The organism is Pseudoalteromonas sp. S3776 (assembly GCF_005886915.1).
Classification (GTDB): Bacteria; Pseudomonadota; Gammaproteobacteria; order Enterobacterales; family Alteromonadaceae; genus Pseudoalteromonas.
Genome location: NZ_PNCU01000001.1, coordinates 214,636 through 240,479 on the forward strand (window position 1 = coordinate 214,636; position 25,844 = coordinate 240,479).

Sequence of the window (25,844 nt, forward strand, 5' to 3'; positions counted from 1 at the left end):
ATACAGTGCTTGTACCTTAATTTATACATGCTCTTTCGGTGCAAGGTGTAAACCCCCTTTACAGTTTTAAAAGCAGCTTAATTTACTGATTGAAAAAGCATGTTAAAACAACGTGAATATTACCGTGTTTAATAGGCGGTTGGTCGCTAATTAATTGAACAAAAATAGTAACTTTGTCAAAGTACGCTCACAAAATCCCACTAGGACTCATAATGAAAAAAACAGTTCTTACGCTTAGCGCTTTTGTGTTGCCTTTGGCAATGTCGAGTGCTGTGCTTGCATCATCCGTTGAGCAAACTAAAGGCTCATTTGTTGATAAGTTTCGTCAGTTAGACGAAGCCCTTCCTACCCCAAATGTTTATCGTAGTGCTGCAGGTGAGCCTGGCGAAAAATATTGGCAGCAACGTGTTAATTACGATATAGACGTAAAGCTTGACGAAAAAAAGCGCCGCTTAACAGCAAGTCAAAGCATTGAGTATAAAAATAACTCGCCGCATACACTTAAATATTTGTGGTTACAGTTAGATCAAAATATTTTTAAAAGCGACTCAATTGCCGAAACCACAAAAACCTTTAAAAGCACGCTAAATAGTTTACCTGCACAAAAGCCGGCTAAATTAAGCTTAGGTGAGCTGCGCCGTCAGCAATTTATGAGCGACAACGAACTTGGCTACACAATTAGCAATGTAAAAGACGACAATGGCGATGAGCTGCGCGTTACTGTGGTTGATACGCTAATGCGCATTGATTTAAACGAGCCGCTAAAACCAGGCAAAGAAGTTGAGTTTAGTATGAACTTTGCTTTTAACATTGTTGAAGAAGATGCTGTAGGTGCACGTTCTGGTTACGAGCATTTTGAAGAAGATGGCAACGATATATTTTTACTTGCGCAGTGGTTTCCGCGTTTAGCTGCTTACACTGATTACGAAGCATGGACTAACAAGCCGTTTTTAGGTCGTGGTGAGTTTACCCTTGAATTTGGTGACTACGATGTAGAAATTACTGTGCCTGCTGATCATATTGTATCAGCAACGGGTAAGTTAGATAACGCAAGTAAAGTACTTACGCGTACACAGCGTAACCGCTTAGAAAAAGCCGAAACGGCTAAGCGCCCAGTGTTTATCGTGACAGAAGAAGAAGCGCTCGAAAACGAAAAACAAGGCACCGATAAAACAAAAACGTGGCACTTTAAAGCAGAAAATGTACGTGATTTTGCTTGGGCGTCGTCACGTAAATTTATGTGGGATGCAAAGGGTTACCAGCAAGGTGGTGAAGAACAACCTTTAGTGATGGCTATGTCGTTTTACCCTAAAGAAGGTGGCGATTTATGGAAAAAGTATTCAACTGAATCTGTAGTGCACACCATGGAAGTGTATTCTCGCTATTCATTTGACTACCCTTACCCGGTAGCGCAATCGGTTAATGGCCCAGTTGGCGGCATGGAATACCCAATGATCACCTTCAATGGCCCTCGTACTGAGCTGCAAGATGATGGTACGCGTACTTATTCTCAAGCTGAAAAACGCTTTTTAATAGGCGTGGTTATACACGAAGTGGGTCATATTTATTTCCCTATGATTGTAAACTCTGATGAGCGCCAATGGACTTGGATGGATGAAGGCTTAAATAGCTTTTTAGATGGCGTTGCTGGGCGTGAATGGGACCCAACTATACCGTGGGGTGTTGAGCCGCGCGATATTGTAAGCTACATGAAATCGCAAAACCAAGTACCAATTATGACACAGTCAGACAGCGTATTACGTTTAGGCCCTAATGCTTATACTAAACCGGCTGCAGCGCTTAATATTTTACGTGAAGTTATTTTAGGTCGTGACTTATTCGACTTTGCTTTTAAAGAGTACGCACAGCGCTGGAAGTATAAACGCCCTACACCAGCTGATTTTTTCCGTACCATGGAAGAAGCATCAGGGGTTGATTTAGATTGGTTTTGGCGTGGTTGGTTTTACAGCACCGACCATGTAGATATCTCGTTAGATAAAGTGTATCAATTACGTTTAGATACCAAAAACCCAGATATTGATTTTAAACGCTTACGCGATATAGAAGCCGACAAACCAACATCACTATTTGTTAAGCGCAACCGTGAAGAAGGTAAAAAAACGTGGGTTGAAAATAATCCAGATATTACCGACTTTTACGACGAGAACGACCGCTTTACTGTTACCAATAAAGAGCGTAATGCGTACAATAAGTTTTTAAAAGGCTTAGAGCCGTGGGAGCGTAAAACGCTAGACCGTGCGCTTGAAGAAGACAAAAATTACTATGTAATGGAGTTTTCGAACCTCGGTGGTTTAGTAATGCCTATTTTATTAGAGCTAACGTATGAAGATGGCACTAAAGAAGATCGTTACATTCCAGCCGAAATTTGGCGCCGTAACCACAAAAATGTACAAAAGCTTATTGTGACAGATAAAAATAAGCCGTTAGTATCAGTAACCGTTGACCCACGCTGGGAAACAGCTGATGTAGATGTTGAAAACAACAACTACCCTCGTCGTATTATTCCTTCACGCATCGAAGTGTATAAAAAGGAAAAGAGTAAAGCGAAAGTGAGTCGAGATATTATGCAAGACATTAAAACTGAGCTTAAAAAAGACGACAAAAAAGGTGAGGAGCAACAATAATGCGCTTTTTGCTTATTATTGTTTGCCTTTTAGTTGCTGCGCCAAGTTTGGCGCATCAGCTAAAGTCATCGGTTACTACAGTGCTTTTTAATAAGCGTACCCACAATATTGAGCTCATGCATCGCTTTTATCTACATGATACTGAGCATGCGGTAGCGCATTTATTTGATGGAAAAGCCGATATCATTAGTAATAAAGCAGACCAACAACGTTTTGTAGACTATGTTGAGTCGCATGTTGCACTGCAAACCTTAAAAGGCGAGCCATTAACGCTTAGCCAAGTAGGTGCGCAAATTGATGGAAAGTTTTTTTGGGTGTACCAAGAAGCGCCTATCCCTAAAGGGATTAAAGGTATAAAAATGAGTAACGGAGCACTGCGTGACCTATGGCCTTCACAAGTAAATATGGTAAACGTAGAAGGTAGAGGCAAGATTAAAACCCTTCATTTTACCCAAAATGATACTTGGCTTGAGGCTAAGTTCGAACAATAAATGCTTCCCCAACCTACGCGCACTGCAGTAAATGTGCGCGTATTCTTCTTTTATTTATACTGTGTTCATTTTTGATCTGTTACTAATAGATGATCGTAGAATTTTAGTAATAAACTGCTGTTTACAAAGCTTAGTATTAGATAAGCGATTACTTTTCTAATAATTTGTTTGATAAACATTTGCTAAATTATTCTCATGAAGTAGAGTCATTATGTTTACGCATGTTGTATTGATTTTTACCCCATTCAAGGAATGATATGAAAGCACAAGTAGAGGCTATTCAGGGAGTTATATTTGATTTAGATGGTACACTAGTATCGTCGGAGTTAGATTTTTCTCTTATAAAAGCACAAATAGGTTGCCCTTGCGAGGAAGACCTACTTGATTATATTGCCCAATTGCCATCGCCCTACATGCGCGAAGAGGCGATGAATATAGTGCATCAACATGAGCTACAAGATGCTCAATTTGCGACTATATTGCCAGGGGTTACCGAAGCCGTTAATGCTCTAAAGGCTAAAAATATTCCTATGGCAATTGTGACTCGTAATTTTGATAAAGCGGCGGCAATAAAGCTGCAAAATAATCCGCTCCCCATTGAAACAGTATTGACCCGTAGTGATGCTCCTGCCAAACCCGATCCCAGTGCCTTAAACGCAATTGCAACACTTTGGAATATCAGTGCCAGCAATTTGTTATATGTTGGGGACTTTTTATACGATATCCAGGCTGCACATAATGCCAATATGCGCGCTTGTTTGTATGCGCCTAATATGGTGCCTGTTTATGCCGATCAGGCTGACTACGTTTTACGCGACTTTATTGAATTAGTGACTTTAGTTGAAAGTTACTCTCAAAAAGTTGAGTTATGTTAAATAGGCTTTCAGTGGTTTTTTTGTGTAATAAACCTTGCTTTATTTAAATATCATAACTAGCCCAATAGGATTTGAATTGGTAAAATATTGGTAAAATTAACGTATTGATTAGAGGCACAAGATGGGCAGAGCATTTGAAGTCCGTAAGAGCTCGATGGCTAAAACAGCCAACGCAAAAACTAAAGTTAACTCAAAGTACGGTAAAGAAATTTATGTTGCCGCTAAAAATGGCGAACCAGATCCCGATGTCAATCAATCACTGCGTCGCCTTATAGAAAAAGCAAAAAAAGACCAGGTACCCGCTCACGTAATAGAAAAAGCAATCGAAAAAGCAGCCGGCGGGGCAGGGGAAGATTATTCTCCTGCACGTTACGAAGGCTACGGCCCAGGCAATTGCATGGTTATTGTTGACTGTTTAACAGATAACCCAAACCGCACAATTAAAGATGTTCGTTTGCCGTTTACTAAAACAGATTCAAAAATTGGTACTCCGGGCTGTGTTGCACACATGTTCGATCACCTTGCTGTACTGGGTTTTGCTGGTGATGACGACGAAGTCGTACTTGAAGCACTCATGATGGCTGATGTTGATGTAACCGATGTTGAAGTTGAAAATGGCAAAGTGTCGGTATTTGCACCACATACTGAATACTACAAAGCAAAAAAAGCACTTGAGGAAAACTTTGAAGGGATCAACTTTGAAGTAGACGAAATTACATTTGTGCCGCAAGTACATGTTGAAATCGAAGACGAAGAAGTAATTGCTAACTTTGATAAGTTCATCAATATGCTTGAAGACTGTGATGACGTACAAAACGTATATCACAATGCAATTGTTAAAAATTAATTTAAAGCAAAACTACAGTTAGCTTTAAATAAACAAAAAGCGCGTTTTGTGTAGGCAAAACGCGCTTTTTTTGCATTAAAGAAATGTTAGCTATTCAGCTAGGTTATGGTGTTTTGCTTTATATTTTAAGCGGTAGCTGTGTAATAGGGGCTCGGTGTAGCCACTTGGCTGCTTAGCACCTTCTAATACAAGCGCTAAAGCGGCTTGATAAGCAATACTATTTTTAAGTGACTCTTGGGTTTGCGCCATTGGCTTATACGCACTATCGTGCTCATTTTGGCCATCGACTACCTTGGCCATTTTAGCCATAATCGACTCTATTTGTTGCTGTGTACACACCCCATGCTGTAGCCAATTTGCCATATGTTGGCTTGAAATTCGTAAGGTTGCTCTGTCTTCCATTAAACCTATGTGATTAATATCAGGCACTTTTGAGCAGCCAATGCCTTGGTCTATCCAACGTACTACATAGCCTAAAATGCCTTGTGCATTGTTCTCAAGCTCACTTTGAATATCTTCTTTACTGAGCGTTTGCGGCTGGGCCATTAAAGGCGGTGTAAGTAAATCTGTAAGGCTTGCCATGCCGCGTTTGGCAATTTCTTTTTGCTCGGTAAATACATCTACATCGTGATAATGCATAGCGTGCAAAGTGGCAGCGGTAGGCGAGGGCACCCACGCGGTATTAGCGCCAGATTGCACATGAGCCAGCTTTTGCTCCATCATAAGGGCCATTTTATCTGGCATTGGCCACATACCTTTGCCTATTTGCGCTTTACCACTTAGGCCGCAGGCAAGGCCTGTATCAACATTACGATCTTCGTACGCTTTGATCCACGGCTGAGTTTTAATAGCAGCTTTTGGCAAAGCAACCCCTGCGTGCATTGATGTATGAATTTCATCGCCGGTGCGGTCTAAAAAGCCGGTGTTTATAAATACTGCGCGCGCTTTGGCTGCATGTATACACGCCTTTAAATTGACTGAAGTACGGCGCTCTTCATCCATAATTCCCATTTTAAGGGTGTTTCTTGGCAAGCTAAGCGCATCTTCTACCATGGTAAAAAGTGTATTTGTAAAAGCAACTTCTTCGGGGCCATGCATTTTTGGTTTTACAATATTGATACTTTGCGCACTGGTATTTTTAATGCCTGAGTGTTTATTTAAATCGTGCAGGGCGGCGGTCGCTGTAAACATTGCATCCATAATACCTTCAAATACGTTTTGACCGTAAATGTCGGTAATGGCGGGGTTTGTCATTAAGTGGCCCACATTACGGACAAACATCATGCTGCGGCCTTTTAGTGTAAGGCTACTGCCATCAAGGGCGGTATATTGCCTATCGTTTTGTAAGGTACGCTCTATGGTTTTATCACCTTTTTTAAACGATTCAACTAAGTTACCTTGCATCAAGCCAAGCCAATTTTTATAAACTTGTACTTTATCCTCGGCATCTACTGCGGCAACAGAGTCTTCGCAATCCATAATGGTTGTTAGAGCAGCTTCAAGCCGTACGTCTTTTAGGCCTGCTTTATCAGCTTGACCGATAGGGTGATGGTGATCTATTTGTAGCTCTACATGCAGGCCATTGTTTTTTAATAAAATTGCGCTTGGGTTTTGCGCCTCCCCTTGGTAACCAATAAGTTGCTCGGGGTTTTTTAGTTGGGTATGCGAGCTGTCTCTTAGGGTGATAGACAAGGCTCCTTCAACAATGGAATAGTTAGTGCTTTCTATGTGTGAGCCATTTTTAAGGGGCAGGGCTTTATCTAAAAATTGGCGCGCATACGCCATTACTTTAAAACCACGCACAGGGTTATACGTAGTGCCTTTTTCGGCCCCGTCGTCTTCACTGAGTACATCTGTGCCGTAAAGGGCGTCGTATAACGAGCCCCAGCGTGCGTTAGCCGCATTAAGCGCAAAGCGTGCGTTACTAACAGGCACAACAAGCTGAGGGCCTGCACTAAGCGCTATTTCGGGCTCTACATTTTGCGTTTCTATGGCAAAGTCTGCAGGCTCGGGTACTAGGTAACCAATCTCTTTTAAAAATGCTTGGTAGTGCGCGCTATCCCACGTTTTATGTTCTTTATGGTAGTTATCTATTTGTTGCTGTAATTGCTCGCGCTTAGCGAGTAGGGCGTTATTTTGTGGTGTAAGCGTTTGTACTATATTTGCAAAGCTTTGCCAAAACTGCTGCTCTGATAGGTGCGTGCCTGGGAGTAGCTGAGTTTTTACAAAGTTGGCCAGCTGTGTATCTACGCTTAGCCCTGAGTGTGTGAGAGTGTGTGCCATATTTACCTTCCTTAAACGGTCGCGGTGTTGTTGTGTGCGTTAAAGCAACCATAACGCAAAAAAGCCTCAGTGCGTGCTTTTTAACCATTCATAAAAAATATAGCGGTAATAACAACTATAAATTTACTAAATCTAAAAAATAAGCCTAATGTTGAATTAAGCGATACGGAGCACACACTCCTAGCCACTCTCACAACAATTTAAATAATTTATAGACCCGTTCGAAGGATTTTATTATGACAACATACACACGTGAAACCGATACTCTAGCAACACTTTGCCAATCTCAAGGTAGCGCATGGAAAGCCATTAACCCAGAGTATGCAAGCCGCATGCGTTTGCAAAACCGTTTTCGTACTGGGATTGAAATTGCACAATACACCGCAGATGTAATGCGTGAAGATATGGCCGCTTACGATAAAGACACCAGCCAATACACGCAGTCTTTAGGTTGCTGGCATGGTTTTACTGCGCAACAAATGATGATGGCAATAAAGCGTCATCAAAAAACAACTAAGCGCAGTTATGTTTACTTAAGTGGTTGGATGGTTGCTGCGCTTCGCTCTGCGTTTGGCCCGTTACCGGATCAAAGTATGCACGAAAAAACCTCTGTGCCGGCACTCATTGAAGAGATTTATACGTTTTTAAAGCAAGCCGATGCACGAGAGTTAGACCACTTATTTAACGAGCTTGATGAAGCCAAAGCCAATGGCGGCGATGTGCAAGCGGTACTTAATAAAATTGATAACTTTGAGACACATGTAGTGCCCATTATTGCTGATATTGATGCAGGTTTTGGTAACGAAGAAGCAACCTACCTACTTGCTAAAAAGATGATTGAAGCGGGTGCCTGCGCTATTCAAATAGAAAACCAAGTGTCTGACGCTAAACAATGCGGCCATCAAGCAGGTAAGGTAACAGTACCGCACGAAGATTTTTTAGCAAAAATTAATGCTGTACGTTACGCATTTTTAGAGCTAGGAATTGATAACGGTATTATTGTTGCGCGTACCGACTCATTAGGTGCAAGCCTTACGCAAAAAGTGCCTGTGTCGCAAACACCAGGCGACTTAGCTAGCCAATACAATGCGTTTTTAGAAACCACGCCTATTAACGGTGTAGATGATTTAAACGAAGGTGATACGGCAATGAAAATTAATGGCCAATTATGTAAGCCAACGCGTTTAGAAAACGGCTTGTACCAGTTCCGCGAAGGCACTGAAAAAGACCGCGTAGTACTCGATTGTGTTACAAGCTTACAATCAGGCGCTGATTTATTGTGGATTGAAACCGAAAAACCACATGTTAAGCAAATTGCAGAGCTAGTAAACCGCGTTAAAGAACAAGTACCGGACGCTAAACTTGTTTATAACAATTCACCATCATTCAACTGGACACTTAAATTCCGTGAGCAAGTGTATCAACAGTGGGTAGAAGAAGGTAAAGATGTAAGCGCGTACCCAACTCTTGGCGATAACAAAGGATTTATGGCACCAGAAATGGACGCTACAGAGCTTGCAGCCGAAGCGGATGTACTAGTACAAAACTTCCAGCGTGATGGCGCACGTGAAGCAGGTATTTTCCATCACTTAATCACGCTACCTACTTATCATACGGCTGCACTAAGCACCGATATTTTATCAGAAGGCTACTTTGGTGACATGGGTATGCTTGCCTATGTTCGCGATGTACAACGTCAAGAAATACGCCGTGAGCAAGCTTCAGTTAAGCACCAAGATTTAGCTGGCTCAAATATTGGCGATACACACAAAGAGTACTTCTCTGGTGAGAACGCACTTAAAGCCGGTGGTGAAGATAACACCATGAATCAGTTTTAACGTTTCTAGATAGTGTTACTCAAGGGCCTTACGGCCCTTTTTTTGTGGTTGATTATTAATACTATTCAGCAATAAGGCTTAATCACTTCGAGAGTTAAACGTGTCGTTATTGGCGTTAAAAAAATCTCATTTACGACTGCATGGAGGCAAAGCAAGGCAGGGGCAATTTCCAAGAGCAACTAAATAGCTAATTTTTGGTTAGCTATTTACACGTTTTCCATCTTCAAAATTGTTCACTTAAATAGGCGGATTTGTATGACTGTTTGAGGTTTAGATCAGCTTTTAACTAGCTCAGTTATTTTGAGATCAGAATTTAACTAGCTTTTAAGTCGGCCTGATTTAATAGCTTATTTTTACTTTAAATACGATGAAATAGAGGAAAAAACAAAAGAAAACAGCCGTTTTTAAGTTTATAACAGGTAATAAGTAAAATAATAAACCGAATTTTTACTAACTAAGCTCTGTTATAAAACATTTTTTTACTAACTGAGCGCTTATAAACAGTGACTCAAACCGATTTTTTACTAACTCAAACCATTAAAAACACAATAAACCGAAATTTTACTAACTGAAAACCACCTAAGTCCGATATGGTTAAATATTAAAACTGTAAAGGGGGTTTACAGTTTTAGCAAAATATTAGCCACGCAGAGGTGGCTAATATTAAATTTAGTCACAGTACTTACTTTTTGTTTGTATGTTTATCAAACCACCATTGGATATAAGCGACTTTGGTCATTAAATTAGAAGGGCGAGCTGTAATTCCATGCGAGGCATTAGGTATACGTACCATCGCAGTATCAACGCCTTGGAGCTTAAGAGCTTGGTAAAATTGCTCAGTTTCTGAAATTGGAGTACGGTAATCAGACTCACCTGTTAAAAGCATAGTGGGAGTTGTTACGTTCCCTACATAGCTAATAGGAGAGCGTTTCATGTAATGCTCCATATGATCCCAAGGCTTACCCGGAAACCAGTAATCAGCGAAGAATGGATAGAAATCGGCAGTTAGTACAAAACTGATCCAATTAATAACAGGTTTTGCAACTACGGCAGCGGCAAACCTATCAGTGTGACCTACAATCCATGCGGTTAATACACCACCGCCTGAGCCACCTGTAACAAATAGTTTAGACTCATCAATAAAGCCTTTTGCTATTAGCGCATCAACACCGGTCATTAAATCGTCAAAATCGTTACTGGGATAATTATGATGAATTGTCTGCGCAAAGGCTTTACCGTATGAATCGCTGCCACGAGGATTCATGTATAAAACCACGTTACCTTTGGCTGCAAATAATTGCACCTCGGTACTAAAATGCGGGCCGTAGTTAGCTACAGGGCCGCCGTGAATTTCTAGTACCAGTGGGTATTTTTTTGATTTATCAAAGCCTGGTGGATAGGCTACCCAGCCTTGAATCGGTAATTGATCGTGGCTTGATTTAAGCCAAATTTCTTCTACTTTTGCCAGTTGTTTATCGCCTAGTGCATCGGCATTGAGTGTGGTGAGGCGCTGAACTTTACCGCGTTTTATAGTGGCTATATCTGCAGGACGCTGAGTATCGGCAAGTGTAAAAGCAATGTCGCCATCTTCGCTTATATCAAAGTCACCCCCAGAGTAGGGGCGGCCAAAAGCAACACTGCCAATTTGCTCAGTGATCACTTTACGTTTGCCACTGCGAGGCTGATAGGCAAGGGTGGTTTGACCTTCATCTGCGTAGCTAAAGTAAACCCCTTTAGAATTAGCACTCCATTTAATTTGCCCCACGCTTCTATCAAAGTTAGGGGTTAGGCTTGTTGTTTTACCAGACTTTAAATCGCGTATATAAAGTTGCGTGTTTTCGTAATTAGTACGTTTATCGTCATACCCTGTATACGCTAAGTAACGCCCATCGGGAGATACTTTAGGTTGTTGATCTGGCCCATTGCGGTTGGTAATGGCCTTGATGTCTAGGGTGGTTAAATTAAGTTGGTATATTTCACTGTTGATTGGTTTTAATTGATTTTGTTCATGGCGATTGGCAGAAAAATAAAGGGCTTTACCGTTTTTACTGAAACTTACTTCACCCGCATTATCAAACTTATCGTGTGTAAGCTGCTTTGCATTACCGCCGTTGGCATCTATAGCAAATAATTGATTATAGCCTTTTTGTGTGTAGCCTCCACCGTCGGCTCGGTAGTAGACATCGTCTATAAATTTTGCTGGTTTGGCCCACGTCGCGCCTTTAGGCTTTCCAGGCAAACTTACAGGTGCGGCACTGCTACTGGGCACAAACATACTAAAAATAAGCTGATTAGAATTAGGGCTCCAAGTAATTGCACGTGGGCTGCTGGTTAGGTTACTTATTTTTGCTACAGCACCTGTTTTAAGCCATTTTATATAAATTTGGCTGCTACCATCGCGGTTAGATATAAATGCAAGGCGCTGGCCATCAGGTGAAAGTACTGGGGAGTGATCCATATGTACGCCAGAGGTAAGCGGCTGTAGTTGTTTGGTTTTATAATCAACTGACCAAATATTACTGACTTTACGGTCGGTTTTTATATCCATACGATTACGTACAAAGTACACCGTTTTACCATCGTCGGTTATATCAATTTGATTGGCATATTCAAGATTAAACACATCTTGTAGCTGTAATGTGTTGTCCTTTGCAAAAGCTAACTGGCTACTAGCTAGTAATAAACTGCTACTTAAACTTAGTGCTATAAGCGTCTTCATTTGTATTCCCTGTTGTGTTTTTTGTATACATAGTTATATGTCAGCAGGGAAAGGATGAAAAGCGCAATGCGGTGAAACAATAATTTGTAACTACGAGTTAAAGCTGTAAAGGGGCTTTACAGCTCGAAAGTATGAGTTATTAAGTTAATTCACACAGGGATTTAATTTCTTTAATAAGTGCAATACCGGCTGCATTGTCGCCATGTACACATAAGCTGTTAGCGTTTAAATTAAGTGTACTGCCTGAGCGGGTGGTGACTGTGCCATCGTTTAAAAGCTGTTTTACTTGCGCTAAAAGCGCTGGTTTATCGTGAACACTGCCCTCAAGGTGGCGAGATACTAAGTGTCCTTTATCTGTGTATTGCCTGTCGGCAAAGGCTTCTAAAATTAGCTCAACGCCTAAACTGTTTGCGGCTAAAGAGTGTTTAGCAGAGTCTTTAGTGGCTAATAGCATGAGCTTTAATGGCGACGGGTAGTGCGCAACGGCTGTAATAACCGTTTGTAAAATATGATCGTTTTTCATCATATCGTTATACAAAGCACCATGTGGCTTAACATAGCTAAGTGTTAAGCCTTGCACTTTGGTCATGCCATCAAGGGCAGCAATTTGGTAATGTAAGCAATTAGTCAGTTCTTGCGCACTCAGCGCCATAGAGCGCCTACCAAAACCTTGTTGGTCGGGATAACTTGGATGCGCACCTATTTGAACGTTATGCTGCTTTGCTAAATATAATGTATCAGCGATGACATCTGAGTCACCAGCATGAAACCCACAAGCAATATTCGCCATATCAATATGAGGCATTACCTCATCATCTAACCCCATTTTCCATGCGCCAAAGCTCTCGCCTAAATCGCAATTAAGTTTCATTTTATATCCCTTGTTTTTATTATTTTATGGTAACAGGCAGCACGCCGTGAGCCGCTACATTACCCAACAATACCTTTGCTAGCGCTGTAAATGCAGGCCCTGCAACCGCATTGTTTTTATCTGTATCTATATTGTACGCATAAGAAGCAAGCACTGCATCAGCTTTGCTACCAAACTGCGCTATGTCGTAGGGGGCACGTAAGCTTATAAAAATTGTTTTTTTATTCACTGATGCTGCAATATCCAGTAAAGATGCCAGCGCTTTAGGTTGCTCTGCCGTATTGAGCGCAAAGCGAGGATTGTCTTTTAAATCATCCATTCCGCCAATCTCTACTGCACTTTGGTTTGGTGTGGCGTTGCCCGCGATAACAATATCTGCGTTTTTAATTAAGTTATGTGCTTTTACTGGGTCAAAGCCTTGCAAACTGCTGCAACTATATTTAAGCGTAATGGAGCTTGTTGCGCTAAGTGCTTGTTGCATAGCCATGCATTTTCGTGTGTCGGGCATAATAATATGTACATGCTGCCCTTTAGTTAAGTTAAGGGGTAATGCGTTATTATTATTTTTAACCTCGGTAATGGCGTTTACGGCAAGCTCAGCTTCTATTTTTCGATGAGCTTTAGAGCCAATAATATTTTTTGCTTTAGCTAAGGTGCTTAATGGGTCTAACTTGGTCGTTAATTTAAACTTATTTTTTAACGTTGTTATACGCGCAGCCGATTGAGCCACTTCGTTTTTATTTAGCTGGTTGCTGTTAACCGCTGCGATTAGTTCATCCATGAGTTCGTCTAGTGCGTTTAAATCATCCGGTGTTCTTATTTCTATGGGCATTAGGGCTAAATCTACGCCTGCTGCAAAAGTATTAATAACCGCTTGGGTAGGAGTGAAAAAATCGCTAATGCCAGCCATATCAAGTGCGTCGGTAACAACTACGCCTTGATATTTTAACTCGCCTCGTAAAATATCAGTAATGATAGTACGCGACATAGTTGCAGGCTTAATCATACTTTTGCCTTTAGTACTAACAAATGTACTGCTATCGAGCTGTGGGTATTGAATATGCGCCGTCATAATCATCCCCGGGTTTTGCGTAGCAGTAATATCCTTAAATGGAGCGAGATCTTGCTTGTAAATTTCTTCTTTAGAATGGTTAACTTGTGGCAAGCCTGTATGGCTATCTACGTTGGTATCGCCGTGCCCTGGGAAGTGCTTTAACGACGTTATTACCCCATTGTTTTCGTACCCTGCAACTTGGGCTGCGCCAAGCTTACTGACCAAAGCTGGATTTTCACCAAATGAGCGTACATTAATTACAGGGTTGTCTGGGTTCATGTTTACATCTACGGTGGGAGCGAAGTTCACATTAATACCTAAAGATTTAAGTTCTTTTGCTATAACCGTCGCTATTTGCGTCGCGTATTTTGTATCGTGCTTTTCATATGTAGCCCCAATAGACATGTTACCAGTAAATGAGGTGGCCACGTCGCGAGGCAGTCTAGCAACGCGCCCGCCTTCTTGATCTATTGAAATAAATAAGGGCAGCTTAGAGCTCGACTTGCTAGCAGCATTTTGTAATTGGCTATTAAGGTTAATGGTTTGCTCAATAGATTGGGTGTTTTCAGAAAATAAAATTACCCCACCAATATTATGCTTTGTAATGGCCGCTGCTAGTTCATCAGGGAGAGACGTAACCGGTGTTCTACATTGTTTGCTTGACCCTTGTTGGCAAAAATAGCGTAAATCGAGTATTAGTTTTTGCCCCAGTTGTTGCTCAAGAGACAGAATAGGCTTAGCAAAAGAAGATTGTAATGGCATTAAACACCCAGATAAAAAAACAACAGACGAAATAAAGCATTTATTTAGCAAAACACACTCCAGCGCTAAATAGATAAGTACCAGTAGCTTATCTACTTTTTTATACAACTGCAAAGTGCAGCTGCTTGTATGAGCAGGGTAATTTATTAGGCGTGTATCATTGCTGAATACAGGTATTAGTTTGTACCAACATGTACAGCTAAAGTGCTTTTGGAGTAAGTAGTAATGCACTTTGCGTAAGCCACAGTATATATTTACACCGTTTGGTAACAATACACTTTTAACGCATGCAGTGGATGTTACAAAGGCGCTAACGTACATAGGTTTTGGCGCAATTAAACGTGGCAGGTGAGGGTGATGTTATTTCCAATGGTGGGTATGCTTATAAATAGGGGCTCTGCAAAGGGGATGATAAAAAGCTGAGAATTTAATAGTGTGCAGTTTAAATAAGTTCGTTAACTGCAAAAGCCTTGCTGTGGTTAGGTTTCAGGTTAGTTGCGAGGCTATTTATAGCAAAGCCCAAGCACTATTTATAAATTGTATTACCATAAAGGCTTGACATAAATAGTTAACTCTATATAGTGGGCCGCAGCTAGAAAGAAAGCATGATAGTTTATAAATCTTTATTTCGTTGTTGTATAAGTAATACTTGTAGTACCGTCCTGAAGTTTTTAAGTACCATCTCATTTTTTGCTACACCCGCTCTTACGAGCATATTTTTTATTTTTATATCAGGATATTACAATGTCTAACATCGTATCAGGTACAGTTAAGTGGTTTAACGAGTCTAAAGGTTTTGGTTTCATCGAGCAAGAAAACGGCCCAGACGTTTTTGCACACTTCTCAGCAATCAAAAGCGAAGGTTTCAAAACTTTAGCTGAAGGCCAACGTGTAGAGTTCACTCTTTCACAAGGTCAAAAAGGTCCTCAAGCGGATAACATCACTCCGTTATAATTTTTACTGTTAAAGTAAAAATAAAAAAAGCGCTTAAGGCGCTTTTTTTGTGCCTAAAATTTGACTGTCCTACCTAAACACCTATTCTTTTATAAAAATTTATTATATTTATTGTGGTGTTGTTATTTTAAAAGCCTTACTTTCACTCCTTTTTATATTTTGCATACAACCTGTTTTGGCAAATAGCTTTAAGCTAACTATATATACTGATCATTTTGCACTCTATAACTTTTTAAACGATGAAGGTGTTTTGACTGGTGTAAATTTTGATATCGTAAATACATTATGCATTGACGCAAACATAGAATGCACATTTAAAGTGCAGCCCTTTGCGCGTGCTATGAAGTCTGTGTCGTTAGACCCCCACTCAGCAATCTTTTCTGTAGCTAAACATGAAAACCGGGTAAGTGTATTCAATTGGTTAGGGCCATTAGTTTCAGGTAAAACCTACTTTTATAAATTGGCTGGTAACAATCAAGTACAGAGCGCTAGTTTGAGCGAGCTTAAAAGTTATACTTTAGGTATTGTTAGAGGCGATATATATGGCACCCTAGTCGAAAAGGCGGGTTTTGAACGCGGCAAAAACCTCTTAGTAGTGGCACAAGAGCAAGAGTATATTGAGCTATTTATAAAAAAGAGGTTAGATTTAATTATAGGATCGGAGCAAGTCGTTAATAACCAACTTAAGGCATATGGTTTATCGCTAAGTAATGTTGAACAACTGTATGAGCTACCTGTTCCGCCTTCTCTAAAAGATAACTATTTGGCGTTTAATAAGCAAGTGCCTTTAGAGGTTACCAAGCGCTTTGAAATTGCGTATAACAAGCTTGTGCAACAGCGAGGACTGGCATATTTTATGGCCCCCTATGAAAACTAGTCAAGGCTAAATATCATAGGGTAGGGGCGTTGTTTTTACTACCTCAAAATAGGCTTCATTAAGGGCCTTTATATATTTTAGATCAGTATTTATGTTGGCGGCTAAGTATGCATTAATGGTTAATTCATCCACTTTATAAAGAAAGCTTAAATGGTTTTTTTCATAGCCTAAGTACTCTACCATTTTAACCATAAAGTTTTTATCATCTACAATTAAGTCGACTTTATTTGCTAACAACAGCGCATATGATTTTTTTATGTCAGAGGTTAGTACCACCTCAAAGCCTATTTTCGATAACGTATCTGTTGCAAAATCGTTACGCTGCATCGCAATTTTATATTTTTTAGCATCCTCAGTTGTTGAAATACTTATATCTGAGCGACTACTTAAGCTAATAAACCCTAGTTCAAAATGACCTACTGGAGCGCCTATCCAGTGAAACTTAGCCTCTCGTTCTGGGGTTCTGGCGAGGCTATATATAAATGTATTATCCAATGTTGTTGCTAATTTATAAGCACGCGCCCAAGGGTACATATGAATGTCGGGAGATAAGCCAGCAGCTTTAAAAATGTCGCGTATGAACGCAGTGCCAGAGCCTGACACCTCTCCATTAACGAGGGTTTGATGCGGTGGTGAAAGCTCCGTAACGACTAAAATTTGCTTGGATGAAGCAAAGCTAAAAAAAGAAAAAAACAGCAATAAAGATACAATTACACGCATTAATTAAGTTCATCTCATAGTGTTCAATAACGAATACAACGCTTAGCTGGCCATCACATAGCAAAAAGTAAATAGGTTTTATTTTTTGATAGTTTTGTGACTAATAGCTCATAAGCAAAACACACGCCACTTATGTGCAAAAGATGCAGCAACGTTACAGCAAAAAATTACTACTAAGTGTGGTCTAAGATTGCAAATTTACCAATAATTAAAAGGATATATGAGAAAAAGTTTATTTATTACGGGTGTTTGAGTAAACAGCTCGTTGAGGGAGGGACAAAGGCTAGTGCTTATTTAACAAAGGTGTAAGTTTTTAATAGACCTAAAACGATAAAAGGGCCTTGCGGCCCTTGGTGAAGTATCGTTCAAGTCAGATAGTGCTTTAACCCCTTAAAGTACTATCTTCTTGTTTTGCAACACCGGTGTTCATCTCATTAAGTTTCTAAGCTAGCGAGAGGAAAAACCCAGCAATTGCTGCGCTCATAAGGTTAGCCATAGATCCTGCTAACACTGCTCTGAGCCCTAAGCGTGCGATATCCTTTCGCCGACTAGGCGCCATACCGCCTAATCCACCTAGTAAAATAGCTATCGACGATAGATTAGCAAACCCACACAAGGCAAATGTTACAATTGCTTGAGTGTGCGCACTTAACGTATCGCGATAATTTATAAAGTCTAAGTAAGCAACAAACTCATTTACTACTAACTTTTGACCAATAAAACTACCTGCTATGATTGCCTCATCCCATGGTACGCCAAGTAACCATGCAACAGGGGCAAATACATAACCTAAAATTTCTTGTAGCGTTAAAGTAGGATAGTCAAACCACCCTCCAATTCCGCCTAATAAGCCGTTTAATAACGCTATTAATGCTACGAAAGCTAATAGCATTGCGCCCACATTTAGCGCTAAATGCATGCCGTTAGCTGCGCCTGATGCTGCTGCATCAATAACATTAACTGGCTTGTCTTCATCGCTATCTAACTCTGCAAGCGTATCTTTAGGTGTTTCGGTTTCTGGCACAATCATTTTAGCCATTAAAAACCCACCTGGTGCAGCCATAAAGCTAGCGGCAATTAAATACTTAAGCTCTACACCAATTATTACGTAACCTGCCATTACAGAGCCTGCTACCGTGGCTAAGCCACCTACCATTACTGCAAACAACTCAGACTTAGTCATGGTTGCTATAAACGGCTTAACTATTAAAGGTGCTTCAGTTTGGCCTACAAATATATTAGCCGTTGCTGAGAGCGATTCTGTGCGTGAGGTTTTCAATAATTTTTGTAAACCGCCACCCAAAATTTTAATTATCCAATCCATAATGCCAATGTGATAAAGCACAGCAACAAGTGCTGAGAAAAACACAATGACCGGTAAAACTTGAATAGCAAAAATAAAACCTAGCGTGTCTTGCGAAGCAAGTGGGCCAAATAAAAATCCAATCCCATCGTTTGCAAAACTAATAACCGAAGAAACGGCACTAGACATACTTGCTAACACATTTTTACCTGCTTCAAAAAACAGTACAAACCCACCAATAACTACTTGCATAGCAAAGGCTATCGCTACGGTGCGTAAGTTTATTGCTTTGCGATTAGTCGACGCCGCAAAAGCAATACTTAGTAGTACAAACATGCCTACTAAGCTCATAAATGTTGTCATACAGATGTTTCCCGTTATTATTCTTGTAGTAAATACTTAATTTTACTTTTAATAATATCAATCGCAACGCGGTTCATACCGCCTCGAGTCACAACCAAATCAGCGTTATGCTTTGAAGGCTCAATAAATTGATAAAACATCGGTCTAACAGTTGCTTGATATTGCTCAACAACAGATTGTAATGTTCTACCTCTTTTTTCCATGTCTCGTTGCATACGACGCATTAAGCAAATATCAAGGGGGGTATCTATAAACACCTTAATATCAAATTCTTTATTAAGTGCTTTATCACTTAATAATAAAATACCTTCTACTATTAAAATTTTAGCTGCAGCAACGCGGCGAGTTTCATCGCTTCGTGTGTGTTGTGCATAATCATAAGTAGGTACTTCGACAGAGTTACCACTACGAAGCTGAGTTAAATGTTCTAACATTAACTCATGTTCAAATGCATCCGGATGGTCGTAGTTAGTTTGCGTACGGTGTTCCATAGGCAAATGCGACTGATCCTTGTAATAAGCATCTTCTTCAATAATGGCGATAGCGCCTGGTTCAAGCTCATTAACCAACTCATTGTATATAGTTTGGCTAAAAAGAGATTTGCCCGACGCCGATGCGCCAGCAATAGCTATAATAGTTCGTGTCACTAAAGTTCTCACCCACACAGAAAAGGAAAAGTTGTTTGGTTGATCACAATAGCAAAAAAGACACGAATAATCTCTTTTGCTTTGCTTAAGAACGCAAATTTATAATGTTTAGCTTTTATGAAACAGGACTTATGTCCTGTACGGAAAATTCGTTCAGCGGATAAAGTAACCACCTAGAAGCAAAGTGAGGTCAACATGGCAAGAGCAATCATCTTAATGGCAGACAGCCTAGGTATAGGCGCAGCACCCGATGCAGACAAATTTGGTGATGTTGGAGCAAATACACTTGCCCACTTGTTAAAAGCATACCACGACGAAACAGGAAAAGCGTTATCGTTACCTAATTTATCTAAATTAGGTTTAATTGATGCCTGTGAGGCAGCAGGTGGCGAAACGTGTTTAGTTTCTGACCGTCAAGCATCACAAGGTGCATGGGGTTATGCAAAAGAGCTTTCAAGCGGTAAAGATACGCCTTCAGGGCATTGGGAAATGGCCGGCGTACCCGTGTTATTTGATTGGGGTTATTTTCCTAAAACACAGCCGAGTTTCCCACAAGAATTTGTAGATGAATTTATAGCCCGCACGGGTATTCCTGGTATTTTAGGCAACTGCCATGCATCAGGCACCACCATTTTAGAGCAACTTGGTGAAGAGCACGTAAAATCAGGTAAGCCAATTTGTTATACCTCTGCAGATAGCGTATTTCAAATAGCTGCTCACGAAGAGTCATTTGGTCTAGAGCGACTTTACGAAATTTGTGAAATTGCCCGCGAATTACTCGACAAGCTAAATATAGGTCGTGTTATAGCTAGGCCATTTTTAGGCTCAAGCAATGCAGACTTTGCTCGCACAGGTAACCGTCGTGATTATTCTGTGTTGCCGCCGTCGCCAACATTGTTAGATGTGTTATCTAATCACGGTGGTGAAGTAATAAGCATTGGTAAAATTGCTGATATATATGCACACCAAGGCATTACACAAAAGCATAAAGCCCCAGGGCTAATGAATTTGCTTGAAAAAAGCAGCGAAGTATTAGCAAACGCGCCAGACAACAGCTTAATTTTTACCAATTTAGTTGATTTTGACGAAAAGTTTGGCCACCGTCGTAACCCAGTTGGTTATGCAAAAGCATTAAAAGAATTTGACGATTACTTACCAACTATACTTAACCAATTAAATGCAGATGATGTATTAATGATCACTGCAGATCACGGCTGTGACCCAACCTTTCCAGGTTCTGAGCACACCCGCGAATATGTACCAGTTATAGCTTATCAACCGGGCATGCAAAATACCCCGCTTGGCGAGCGCAATAGCTTTGCAGATATAGGTCAAACCCTTGCACAGTGGTTTAACTTACCTGCACTTGAATACGGCGACGGCTTTTTAAATAAGCTTAACGCGCCTAAATAAAAAGGAAAAACAATTAATGAGTACTCCGCATATTAGTGCAAACGTTGGTGACTTTGCTGAAACAGTATTAATGCCGGGCGATCCGCTTCGTGCACAGTACATTGCTGAAAACTTTTTAGATGATGCAGTACAAGTAACTGGTGTACGTAACATGTACGGCTTTACAGGCACATACAAAGGTAAACCGGTAAGTATAATGGGTTCGGGCATGGGCATACCATCTATGTCTATTTATGCGCGTGAGTTAATTGTAAGCTTTGGCGTTAAAAATATTATCCGTATTGGTACCTGTGGTGGTATTGGTACAGATATTAAAATTCGCGACGTAATTTTTGCACAAGGTGCAAGCACCGATTCAAATGTAAACCGTGCACGCGTTCGTGGTTACGATTTTTCAGCAATTGCTAACTTTGACCTACTTTTAAACGGTGTTAACGCCGCTAAAGAGCTAGGCATAAAAGCAAAAGTAGGTAACGTATTTACTACCGATACCTTCTACCAAGCTGACGACACATTTTACAAAGACCTAGACAAACTAGGTGTACTTGCTGTTGATATGGAAACAGCCGGTTTATACGGCGTAGCAGCAGAGTACGGTGCAAATGCAATGGCATTATTCACGGTAAGTGACCACGTGATCACTGGTGAAGCAACACCAGCCGATGAGCGTCAAAGCACGTTTAACGAAATGGTTAAAATTGCATTAGAGTCTATTTAATAAGCGTAATTTTATTAAATTAGCAAACAGTTCCTTGGTAACGTATTCACTAAGTTTTGGAGACACGCCCAAAGTGAAGTGAGACTAAACCCCCAAAGCCGCATTTTATGCGGCTTTTTTTATGCCTATAAAAGCGTTGCTTTTAAAACGCCAGCAAGCTGCGCATTAACAAACAAGTAGCAGTGAGTTTACCTCGTGTTTGTTATTAATTTATCGTGGCATAAAGCCGCTGCTACTCATTAATTCTCTCAAAGCACACAGAGGCTCTTAGCGTTACACAAAGAACATGGGGATTGGCTCATCACTTTTAAATCACTTATTCTCTACCTCTAAAAGCGCAGCGTTTCTTAACCTCTTTGTGAATAATTGGCTTAACTTGTTTTCACCACCGAGAACACAGAGGCGCTTAGCGCTACACAGAGAAAACACGGTGATTGGTGAGCCATTTTTCCTGCTCTTCTCCTTCACTTCTCGGTGGTGACATAATCACTTTTAAATGAAAGCATAGGCCAACCAGGTAGCAGGAACTTACCTCGCGTTTGCATTGAATTTCTTTGCGGCATAAAGCCGCTGCTACTCATCTTTTTAATAAAACCAATGTTACCCAAATTAAAAACGTTATGTTTAAAAAGTAGTTGCTCGCAGTGTCACTCTACTTAAGTTAATGCTAGTGTATAAATTACAACCATTTATCATTTTTAAAGCGTTAAGCTATGGAGTTGACTATGTCTAACTGGGTAGATGCAACTGTAAAAAAAGTAATATGGTGGAGCGATACACTGTTTAGTTTAGTCGTAAACGCACGTGTAGAGCCATTTAAAGCAGGGCAGTTTACTAAGCTCTCGATTATGGATGGAGATAAGCGTATTGCACGGGCATATTCTTATGTAAACGCGCCTAATAACCCTGATTTAGAATTTTACCTTATTAATGTAGAGGGCGGCTTATTATCGCCTAAGTTGGCGCAATTAAAACCAGGCGACACTGTATTAATAGAGCAACGTGCTACTGGCTTTTTTACCCTTGACGAAATACCGCCAAGCCAACAGTTATGGATGTTAAGCACAGGCACCGCAATAGGGCCATTTTTATCTATTTTACAGCAACCAGAGGTATGGCAAAAATACACACAAATTAACTTAGTGCACGGCGTACGTTTTAATGCCGATTTAAGCTACCAAAACTTAATACACACGCTTACAAACGCGCACCCTACACAGCTTAATTATACTCCGGTTGTAAGCCGTGAGGAGCCCCAGCAAGGCCTAAAAGGGCGTATAACTACAGCAATTCAAAACGGTGAGCTGTTTAGTAAAACCCCACACATGCCAACGCCTGATAATGCCCAATTTATGATTTGCGGTAACCCACAAATGGTGAAAGACACAACCGAATTACTTTTAGCCAAAAACTTTAAACGAAATCGTCGCAGAGACCCAGGGCACATAACGGTTGAGCAGTATTGGTAAAGTGTATAACAATCATTTAATTGCTACCCGAAAACGCTCAAATTTGTTATGTTGCAGCATTAACAGCGTTATATGTTCATATTAGGAAAGTTATGAAATCGTTATCTATTATTTTTGCCACGCTTATTGCCACAGTAGCCCTGATCAGTTACGCAGCAGATCAAACCGAAGAGAGTCAACAAGAGCAAAAAAGCACCGAGCAAGCGTCAAGCTCTACTCAAGACAGCAGTTCGCAACCAAAAGATGAAAAGTTAAACACACTTGAGTACCAAGCCCCAAAGCTTAAAACGCCAAAAGTAGATACAACTAAACCTGATGATTCAAAAGTTCTAGGTAGCGAAACCCCTAAACCGGTAGAAAAACCAAAAACTAAAGTAGAAAAAGCCGCGGCCGTAGCCGAGGCAGAAAAAGCGGTAACCCAAGCCAAAGAAGCATTAACTGCAAAACAACAAGCTAAAGCTAAGCAGTCTCGTGAGTCGCTTGCTGTTGTAGAGCAATTAGTTGAAGCTTATAACGCACGTAACATTGAGCAATTTATTCGTATGTACGATGAAGATGTAGAGTTTTATATTTTCCCTAATGAGCTATTATTTAAAGGAAAAGAAAAGCTAATAGCCCGTTACGGCTTAATGTTTAAAAAATTAAAGTGCATTAATAGCTCGCCAATAAAGCGTATTGTGCACGGCGACATAGTAATAGATCACGAGCTATCAGAAACCTGTTCAACAGACGAAAACGTGGTAGATAAACGCTCTGAGTTAGTTTCGAGCTATCAAATAAAAGACGGAAAAATAATCCGCGTATTATTTTTTAGATAATTATAAAAGGCATACTATGCAGTTAGCAGACGACAAAAAAATTCGCTTAATGTACCGCGTTGAGCCTGGGTGTTTAGGGCCGCAAGGCGCAGATCACATAGAAGACTTTTGTCGTTATGCTAATAAGCACATTAAATCACCTTATTACGGGCAATTTTTGTTTTTACCGCGTTTTGATAAACAAAAAGACGAGCGCCAGTACAGCGTAAAAAACCGTAACTTGTCGCGAGTGCAAGCCAAAGCCTATTTAAACCATTTTGAGATTGATATAGATACCTTCGAAGAGCAACTCGACGAACTCCTCACCAAAGCCATCGATTTATACTTTAAACGCTAACGTTAACATTTTATTTGTTGTGCTTGCTCACGTTAGTAGCGAAGCTTCTCATTACTCAAATGATGTACTGCACAAAGAGAAAAAAGAGGAGTAAATGAGGAGTGAAGGTTGTAGGCGCGGTGCTTGCTCGCGCTAGATGCTAGTTACTTCTCTAAAGCGCAGCGCCTCTTAACCTCTTTGTGAATAATTGGCTTAACTTGTTTTTCACCACCGAGGACACAGAGGCGCTTCGCGCTACACAGAGAAAACACAGGTATTGGCGAATCACTTCTCCTGTTCTTCTCCTTCACTCCTCGGTGGTGACATAATCACTTTTTAAACGTGTTTACAGGAAATGAGCTTTGCGCGTAGCAGGAACTTACCTCGTGTTTGTTATTAATTTATCGCTGCATAAAGCCGCTGCTACTCATTAATTTCACCACAGAGGACACAGAGACACAGAGGAAACAATGGGGATTACTCCTGTTTTTCTCCTTCACTTCTCGGTGGTGACATAATCGCTTTTAAACGAAAGCTGTGCGCGTTTACCACTAAATTCAAATACTGTTTTGTAGAGCGAATTCTTACTGATGTGATCATTTATTAAATCACTTATGCTCTAGCTCTAAAAGCGGAGCGTCTCTTAACCTCTTTGTGAATAATTGGCTTAACTTGTTTTCACCACAGAGGGCACAGAGGCGCTTCGTGCTACACAGAGAAAACACGGTGATTGGTGAGCAATTTCTCCCGCTCTTCTCCTTCTCTTCTCGGTGGTGACATAATCACTTTTTAACGTGTCTACAGAAAATGAGCATTGCGCGTAGCAGGAACTTACCTCGCGTTTGGAATCCAATTTTTTTCGCGGCATAAAGCCGCTGCTACTGCTATTGTGGGCTTCGCACTTTGCGCCAATAACCCGCCTATCAATCTCTAGCTACCTGCCACTATCGCATTAAAGCTGTCGTTATCGTGCAGGCTGGCAAATGCGCTTTCGTGCAATAACTCATTACGTAAATTTGGCGAGTAATCAAGGGCCATTTTAATATCGGCTAATGCATCGGCATGTTTGTGTGTAAGTGCATACGCACATGCCCGCTGCCAGTAGGCATAGCCGTAGTCGCTATCTATATCAATGGCTTGGTTACATAACTCAATGGCTTTGGCGGTTTCGTTTAGCTCTAATAATGCATCCGCTTTGTAGGCAATAGCTTCTACATCTTCTGGCTTGCGTTTTAAAATTTCGTCAAATATTTCTATTTTGTTTGCAAAATCGCTTTCTAGGTTTGCGCGCATCCATAAAGAATGCACCTCATTAGTGACCGATATACGCTCCTGGTTGCTAAGTATTTCTTCTGAGCGTACACGTAGTTTTTCTTCAAGAATTTTTAAGCGATCTTCGTACTCGTCAGTGATCACACTTACACGCGTATTTACTATGTCTTCTACTTTGTTTTTAACATCACGCAGCGAGTTCCAACCTACTAAAACCAAAATAGAAGCCGTAGCAGTAATAATAAAAAACACATTATTAATTGTGTCGGTGGTGTAAATAAGCGCTCTGTCGGCGGTGTCTAATTGGGCGTGGGTAACTTGTTTAGTTACATCTTCGCGTAATTGTTGTTGGTCTTGGCGAACAGCTTTTAACTCATCAAGAATATAGCGTTCTAAAAGCGGTTTATACATAGGCTCATTTAATTGTGCTAACGCTTGTTGCTGTTGCTGCTCTGTTGGGGCAGCTGCCTCTTGTGCATTAACAGTATTTATAAGCGAAAAAAAACAAATAAATAGAATAGATATATAAAAACGCATGGGTACGCCTAAGTTAATTATTAGTGACTAACCGCACTTTAACATGCAAGGC

20 protein-coding genes are annotated in these 25,844 nt (G+C 40.6%); 12 read left to right on the forward strand and 8 right to left on the reverse strand.

Annotated features, from left to right (window positions below; genetic code table 11):
• The first annotated feature begins 212 nt into the window (after positions 1-212).
• The 4 genes from CWC16_RS00995 to CWC16_RS01010 all read left to right on the forward strand — a co-directional run bounded on the left by CWC16_RS00995 (position 213) and on the right by CWC16_RS01010 (position 4,858).
• Positions 213-2,645, forward strand: coding sequence for a M1 family metallopeptidase (locus tag CWC16_RS00995; protein ID WP_138540138.1), 2,433 nt, complete (start codon positions 213-215; stop codon positions 2,643-2,645).
• Positions 2,645-3,136 (forward strand): DUF6702 family protein, encoded by a 492-nt coding sequence (locus tag CWC16_RS01000; protein ID WP_055013486.1) that lies wholly within the window; start codon positions 2,645-2,647, stop codon positions 3,134-3,136. Before CWC16_RS00995 ends, CWC16_RS01000 begins: the two co-directional genes overlap by 1 nt.
• 257 nt (positions 3,137-3,393) lie before the next feature.
• Complete coding sequence (locus CWC16_RS01005; protein ID WP_138540139.1) at positions 3,394-4,011, forward strand: HAD family hydrolase; 618 nt, start codon at positions 3,394-3,396, stop codon at positions 4,009-4,011.
• 121 nt (positions 4,012-4,132) lie between these two features.
• Complete coding sequence (locus CWC16_RS01010; RefSeq protein WP_055013484.1) at positions 4,133-4,858, forward strand: YebC/PmpR family DNA-binding transcriptional regulator; 726 nt, start codon at positions 4,133-4,135, stop codon at positions 4,856-4,858.
• Between the two features lie 90 nt (positions 4,859-4,948).
• On the opposite strand, the gene CWC16_RS01015 is transcribed toward CWC16_RS01010, so the two are convergent.
• The gene (locus CWC16_RS01015) at positions 4,949-7,141 is read right to left on the reverse strand and encodes a malate synthase G (RefSeq protein WP_138540140.1); all 2,193 of its coding nucleotides are present in this window, start codon (positions 7,139-7,141) and stop codon (positions 4,949-4,951) included.
• Positions 7,142-7,377: 236 nt separating this feature from the next.
• Here CWC16_RS01015 and CWC16_RS01020 point away from each other — a divergent pair, with 236 nt between their 5' ends.
• Positions 7,378-8,979: an isocitrate lyase gene (locus CWC16_RS01020; protein ID WP_055013482.1), complete on the forward strand. Its 1,602-nt coding sequence runs from the start codon at positions 7,378-7,380 to the stop codon at positions 8,977-8,979.
• 682 nt (positions 8,980-9,661) lie between these two features.
• On the opposite strand, the gene CWC16_RS01025 is transcribed toward CWC16_RS01020, so the two are convergent.
• The 3 genes from CWC16_RS01025 to CWC16_RS01035 form a co-directional block, all read right to left on the reverse strand.
• On the reverse strand, positions 9,662-11,698 hold the full coding sequence (locus CWC16_RS01025) for a S9 family peptidase (protein ID WP_138540141.1): 2,037 nt from the start codon (positions 11,696-11,698) through the stop codon (positions 9,662-9,664).
• Positions 11,699-11,837: 139 nt separating this feature from the next.
• A complete protein-coding gene (locus CWC16_RS01030) occupies positions 11,838-12,569 on the reverse strand; it encodes a 5-oxoprolinase subunit PxpA (RefSeq protein WP_138540142.1) in 732 nt (243 codons plus the stop codon).
• A gap of 19 nt (positions 12,570-12,588) precedes the next feature.
• Complete coding sequence (locus CWC16_RS01035) at positions 12,589-14,385, reverse strand: glycoside hydrolase family 3 protein (protein ID WP_138540143.1); 1,797 nt, start codon at positions 14,383-14,385, stop codon at positions 12,589-12,591.
• Positions 14,386-15,129: 744 nt separating this feature from the next.
• On the opposite strand from CWC16_RS01035, the gene CWC16_RS01040 reads away from it, so the two are divergent.
• Together CWC16_RS01040 and CWC16_RS01045 are read left to right on the forward strand one after the other, a co-directional pair.
• Entirely contained in the window at positions 15,130-15,339 is a 210-nt protein-coding gene (locus CWC16_RS01040; RefSeq protein WP_004587186.1) for a cold-shock protein, read from the forward strand.
• A 250-nt stretch (positions 15,340-15,589) separates the two neighbouring features.
• A complete protein-coding gene (locus tag CWC16_RS01045; RefSeq protein WP_249929165.1) occupies positions 15,590-16,216 on the forward strand; it encodes a type 2 periplasmic-binding domain-containing protein in 627 nt (208 codons plus the stop codon).
• Positions 16,217-16,222: 6 nt separating this feature from the next.
• On the opposite strand, the gene CWC16_RS01050 is transcribed toward CWC16_RS01045, so the two are convergent.
• The 3 genes from CWC16_RS01050 to udk form a co-directional block, all read right to left on the reverse strand.
• Positions 16,223-16,936, reverse strand: coding sequence for a substrate-binding periplasmic protein (locus CWC16_RS01050; RefSeq protein ID WP_138540145.1), 714 nt, complete (start codon positions 16,934-16,936; stop codon positions 16,223-16,225).
• A gap of 442 nt (positions 16,937-17,378) precedes the next feature.
• Positions 17,379-18,602 carry a NupC/NupG family nucleoside CNT transporter gene (locus CWC16_RS01055; protein ID WP_055013477.1) on the reverse strand — a complete coding sequence of 408 codons (1,224 nt, stop codon included), beginning with the start codon at positions 18,600-18,602 and terminating at the stop codon, positions 17,379-17,381.
• A 17-nt stretch (positions 18,603-18,619) separates the two neighbouring features.
• Entirely contained in the window at positions 18,620-19,249 is a 630-nt protein-coding gene (gene udk / locus CWC16_RS01060; protein WP_004587190.1) for a uridine kinase, read from the reverse strand.
• A 195-nt stretch (positions 19,250-19,444) separates the two neighbouring features.
• On the opposite strand from udk, the gene CWC16_RS01065 reads away from it, so the two are divergent.
• The 5 genes from CWC16_RS01065 to CWC16_RS01085 all read left to right on the forward strand — a co-directional run bounded on the left by CWC16_RS01065 (position 19,445) and on the right by CWC16_RS01085 (position 24,004).
• On the forward strand, positions 19,445-20,662 hold the full coding sequence (locus CWC16_RS01065; RefSeq protein WP_138540146.1) for a phosphopentomutase: 1,218 nt from the start codon (positions 19,445-19,447) through the stop codon (positions 20,660-20,662).
• Positions 20,663-20,678: 16 nt separating this feature from the next.
• The gene (deoD, locus tag CWC16_RS01070) at positions 20,679-21,380 is read left to right on the forward strand and encodes a purine-nucleoside phosphorylase (protein ID WP_055018945.1); all 702 of its coding nucleotides are present in this window, start codon (positions 20,679-20,681) and stop codon (positions 21,378-21,380) included.
• Between the two features lie 725 nt (positions 21,381-22,105).
• Complete coding sequence (locus CWC16_RS01075) at positions 22,106-22,849, forward strand: ferredoxin--NADP reductase (RefSeq protein WP_138540147.1); 744 nt, start codon at positions 22,106-22,108, stop codon at positions 22,847-22,849.
• A 92-nt stretch (positions 22,850-22,941) separates the two neighbouring features.
• A complete protein-coding gene (locus CWC16_RS01080) occupies positions 22,942-23,667 on the forward strand; it encodes a nuclear transport factor 2 family protein (RefSeq protein WP_138540148.1) in 726 nt (241 codons plus the stop codon).
• Positions 23,668-23,683: 16 nt separating this feature from the next.
• Positions 23,684-24,004: a hypothetical protein gene (locus tag CWC16_RS01085; RefSeq protein WP_004589283.1), complete on the forward strand. Its 321-nt coding sequence runs from the start codon at positions 23,684-23,686 to the stop codon at positions 24,002-24,004.
• Positions 24,005-24,913: 909 nt separating this feature from the next.
• Here the strand turns inward: CWC16_RS01085 and CWC16_RS01090 are convergent.
• Complete coding sequence (locus CWC16_RS01090; RefSeq protein WP_138540149.1) at positions 24,914-25,792, reverse strand: tetratricopeptide repeat protein; 879 nt, start codon at positions 25,790-25,792, stop codon at positions 24,914-24,916.
• Positions 25,793-25,844 lie beyond the last annotated feature (52 nt).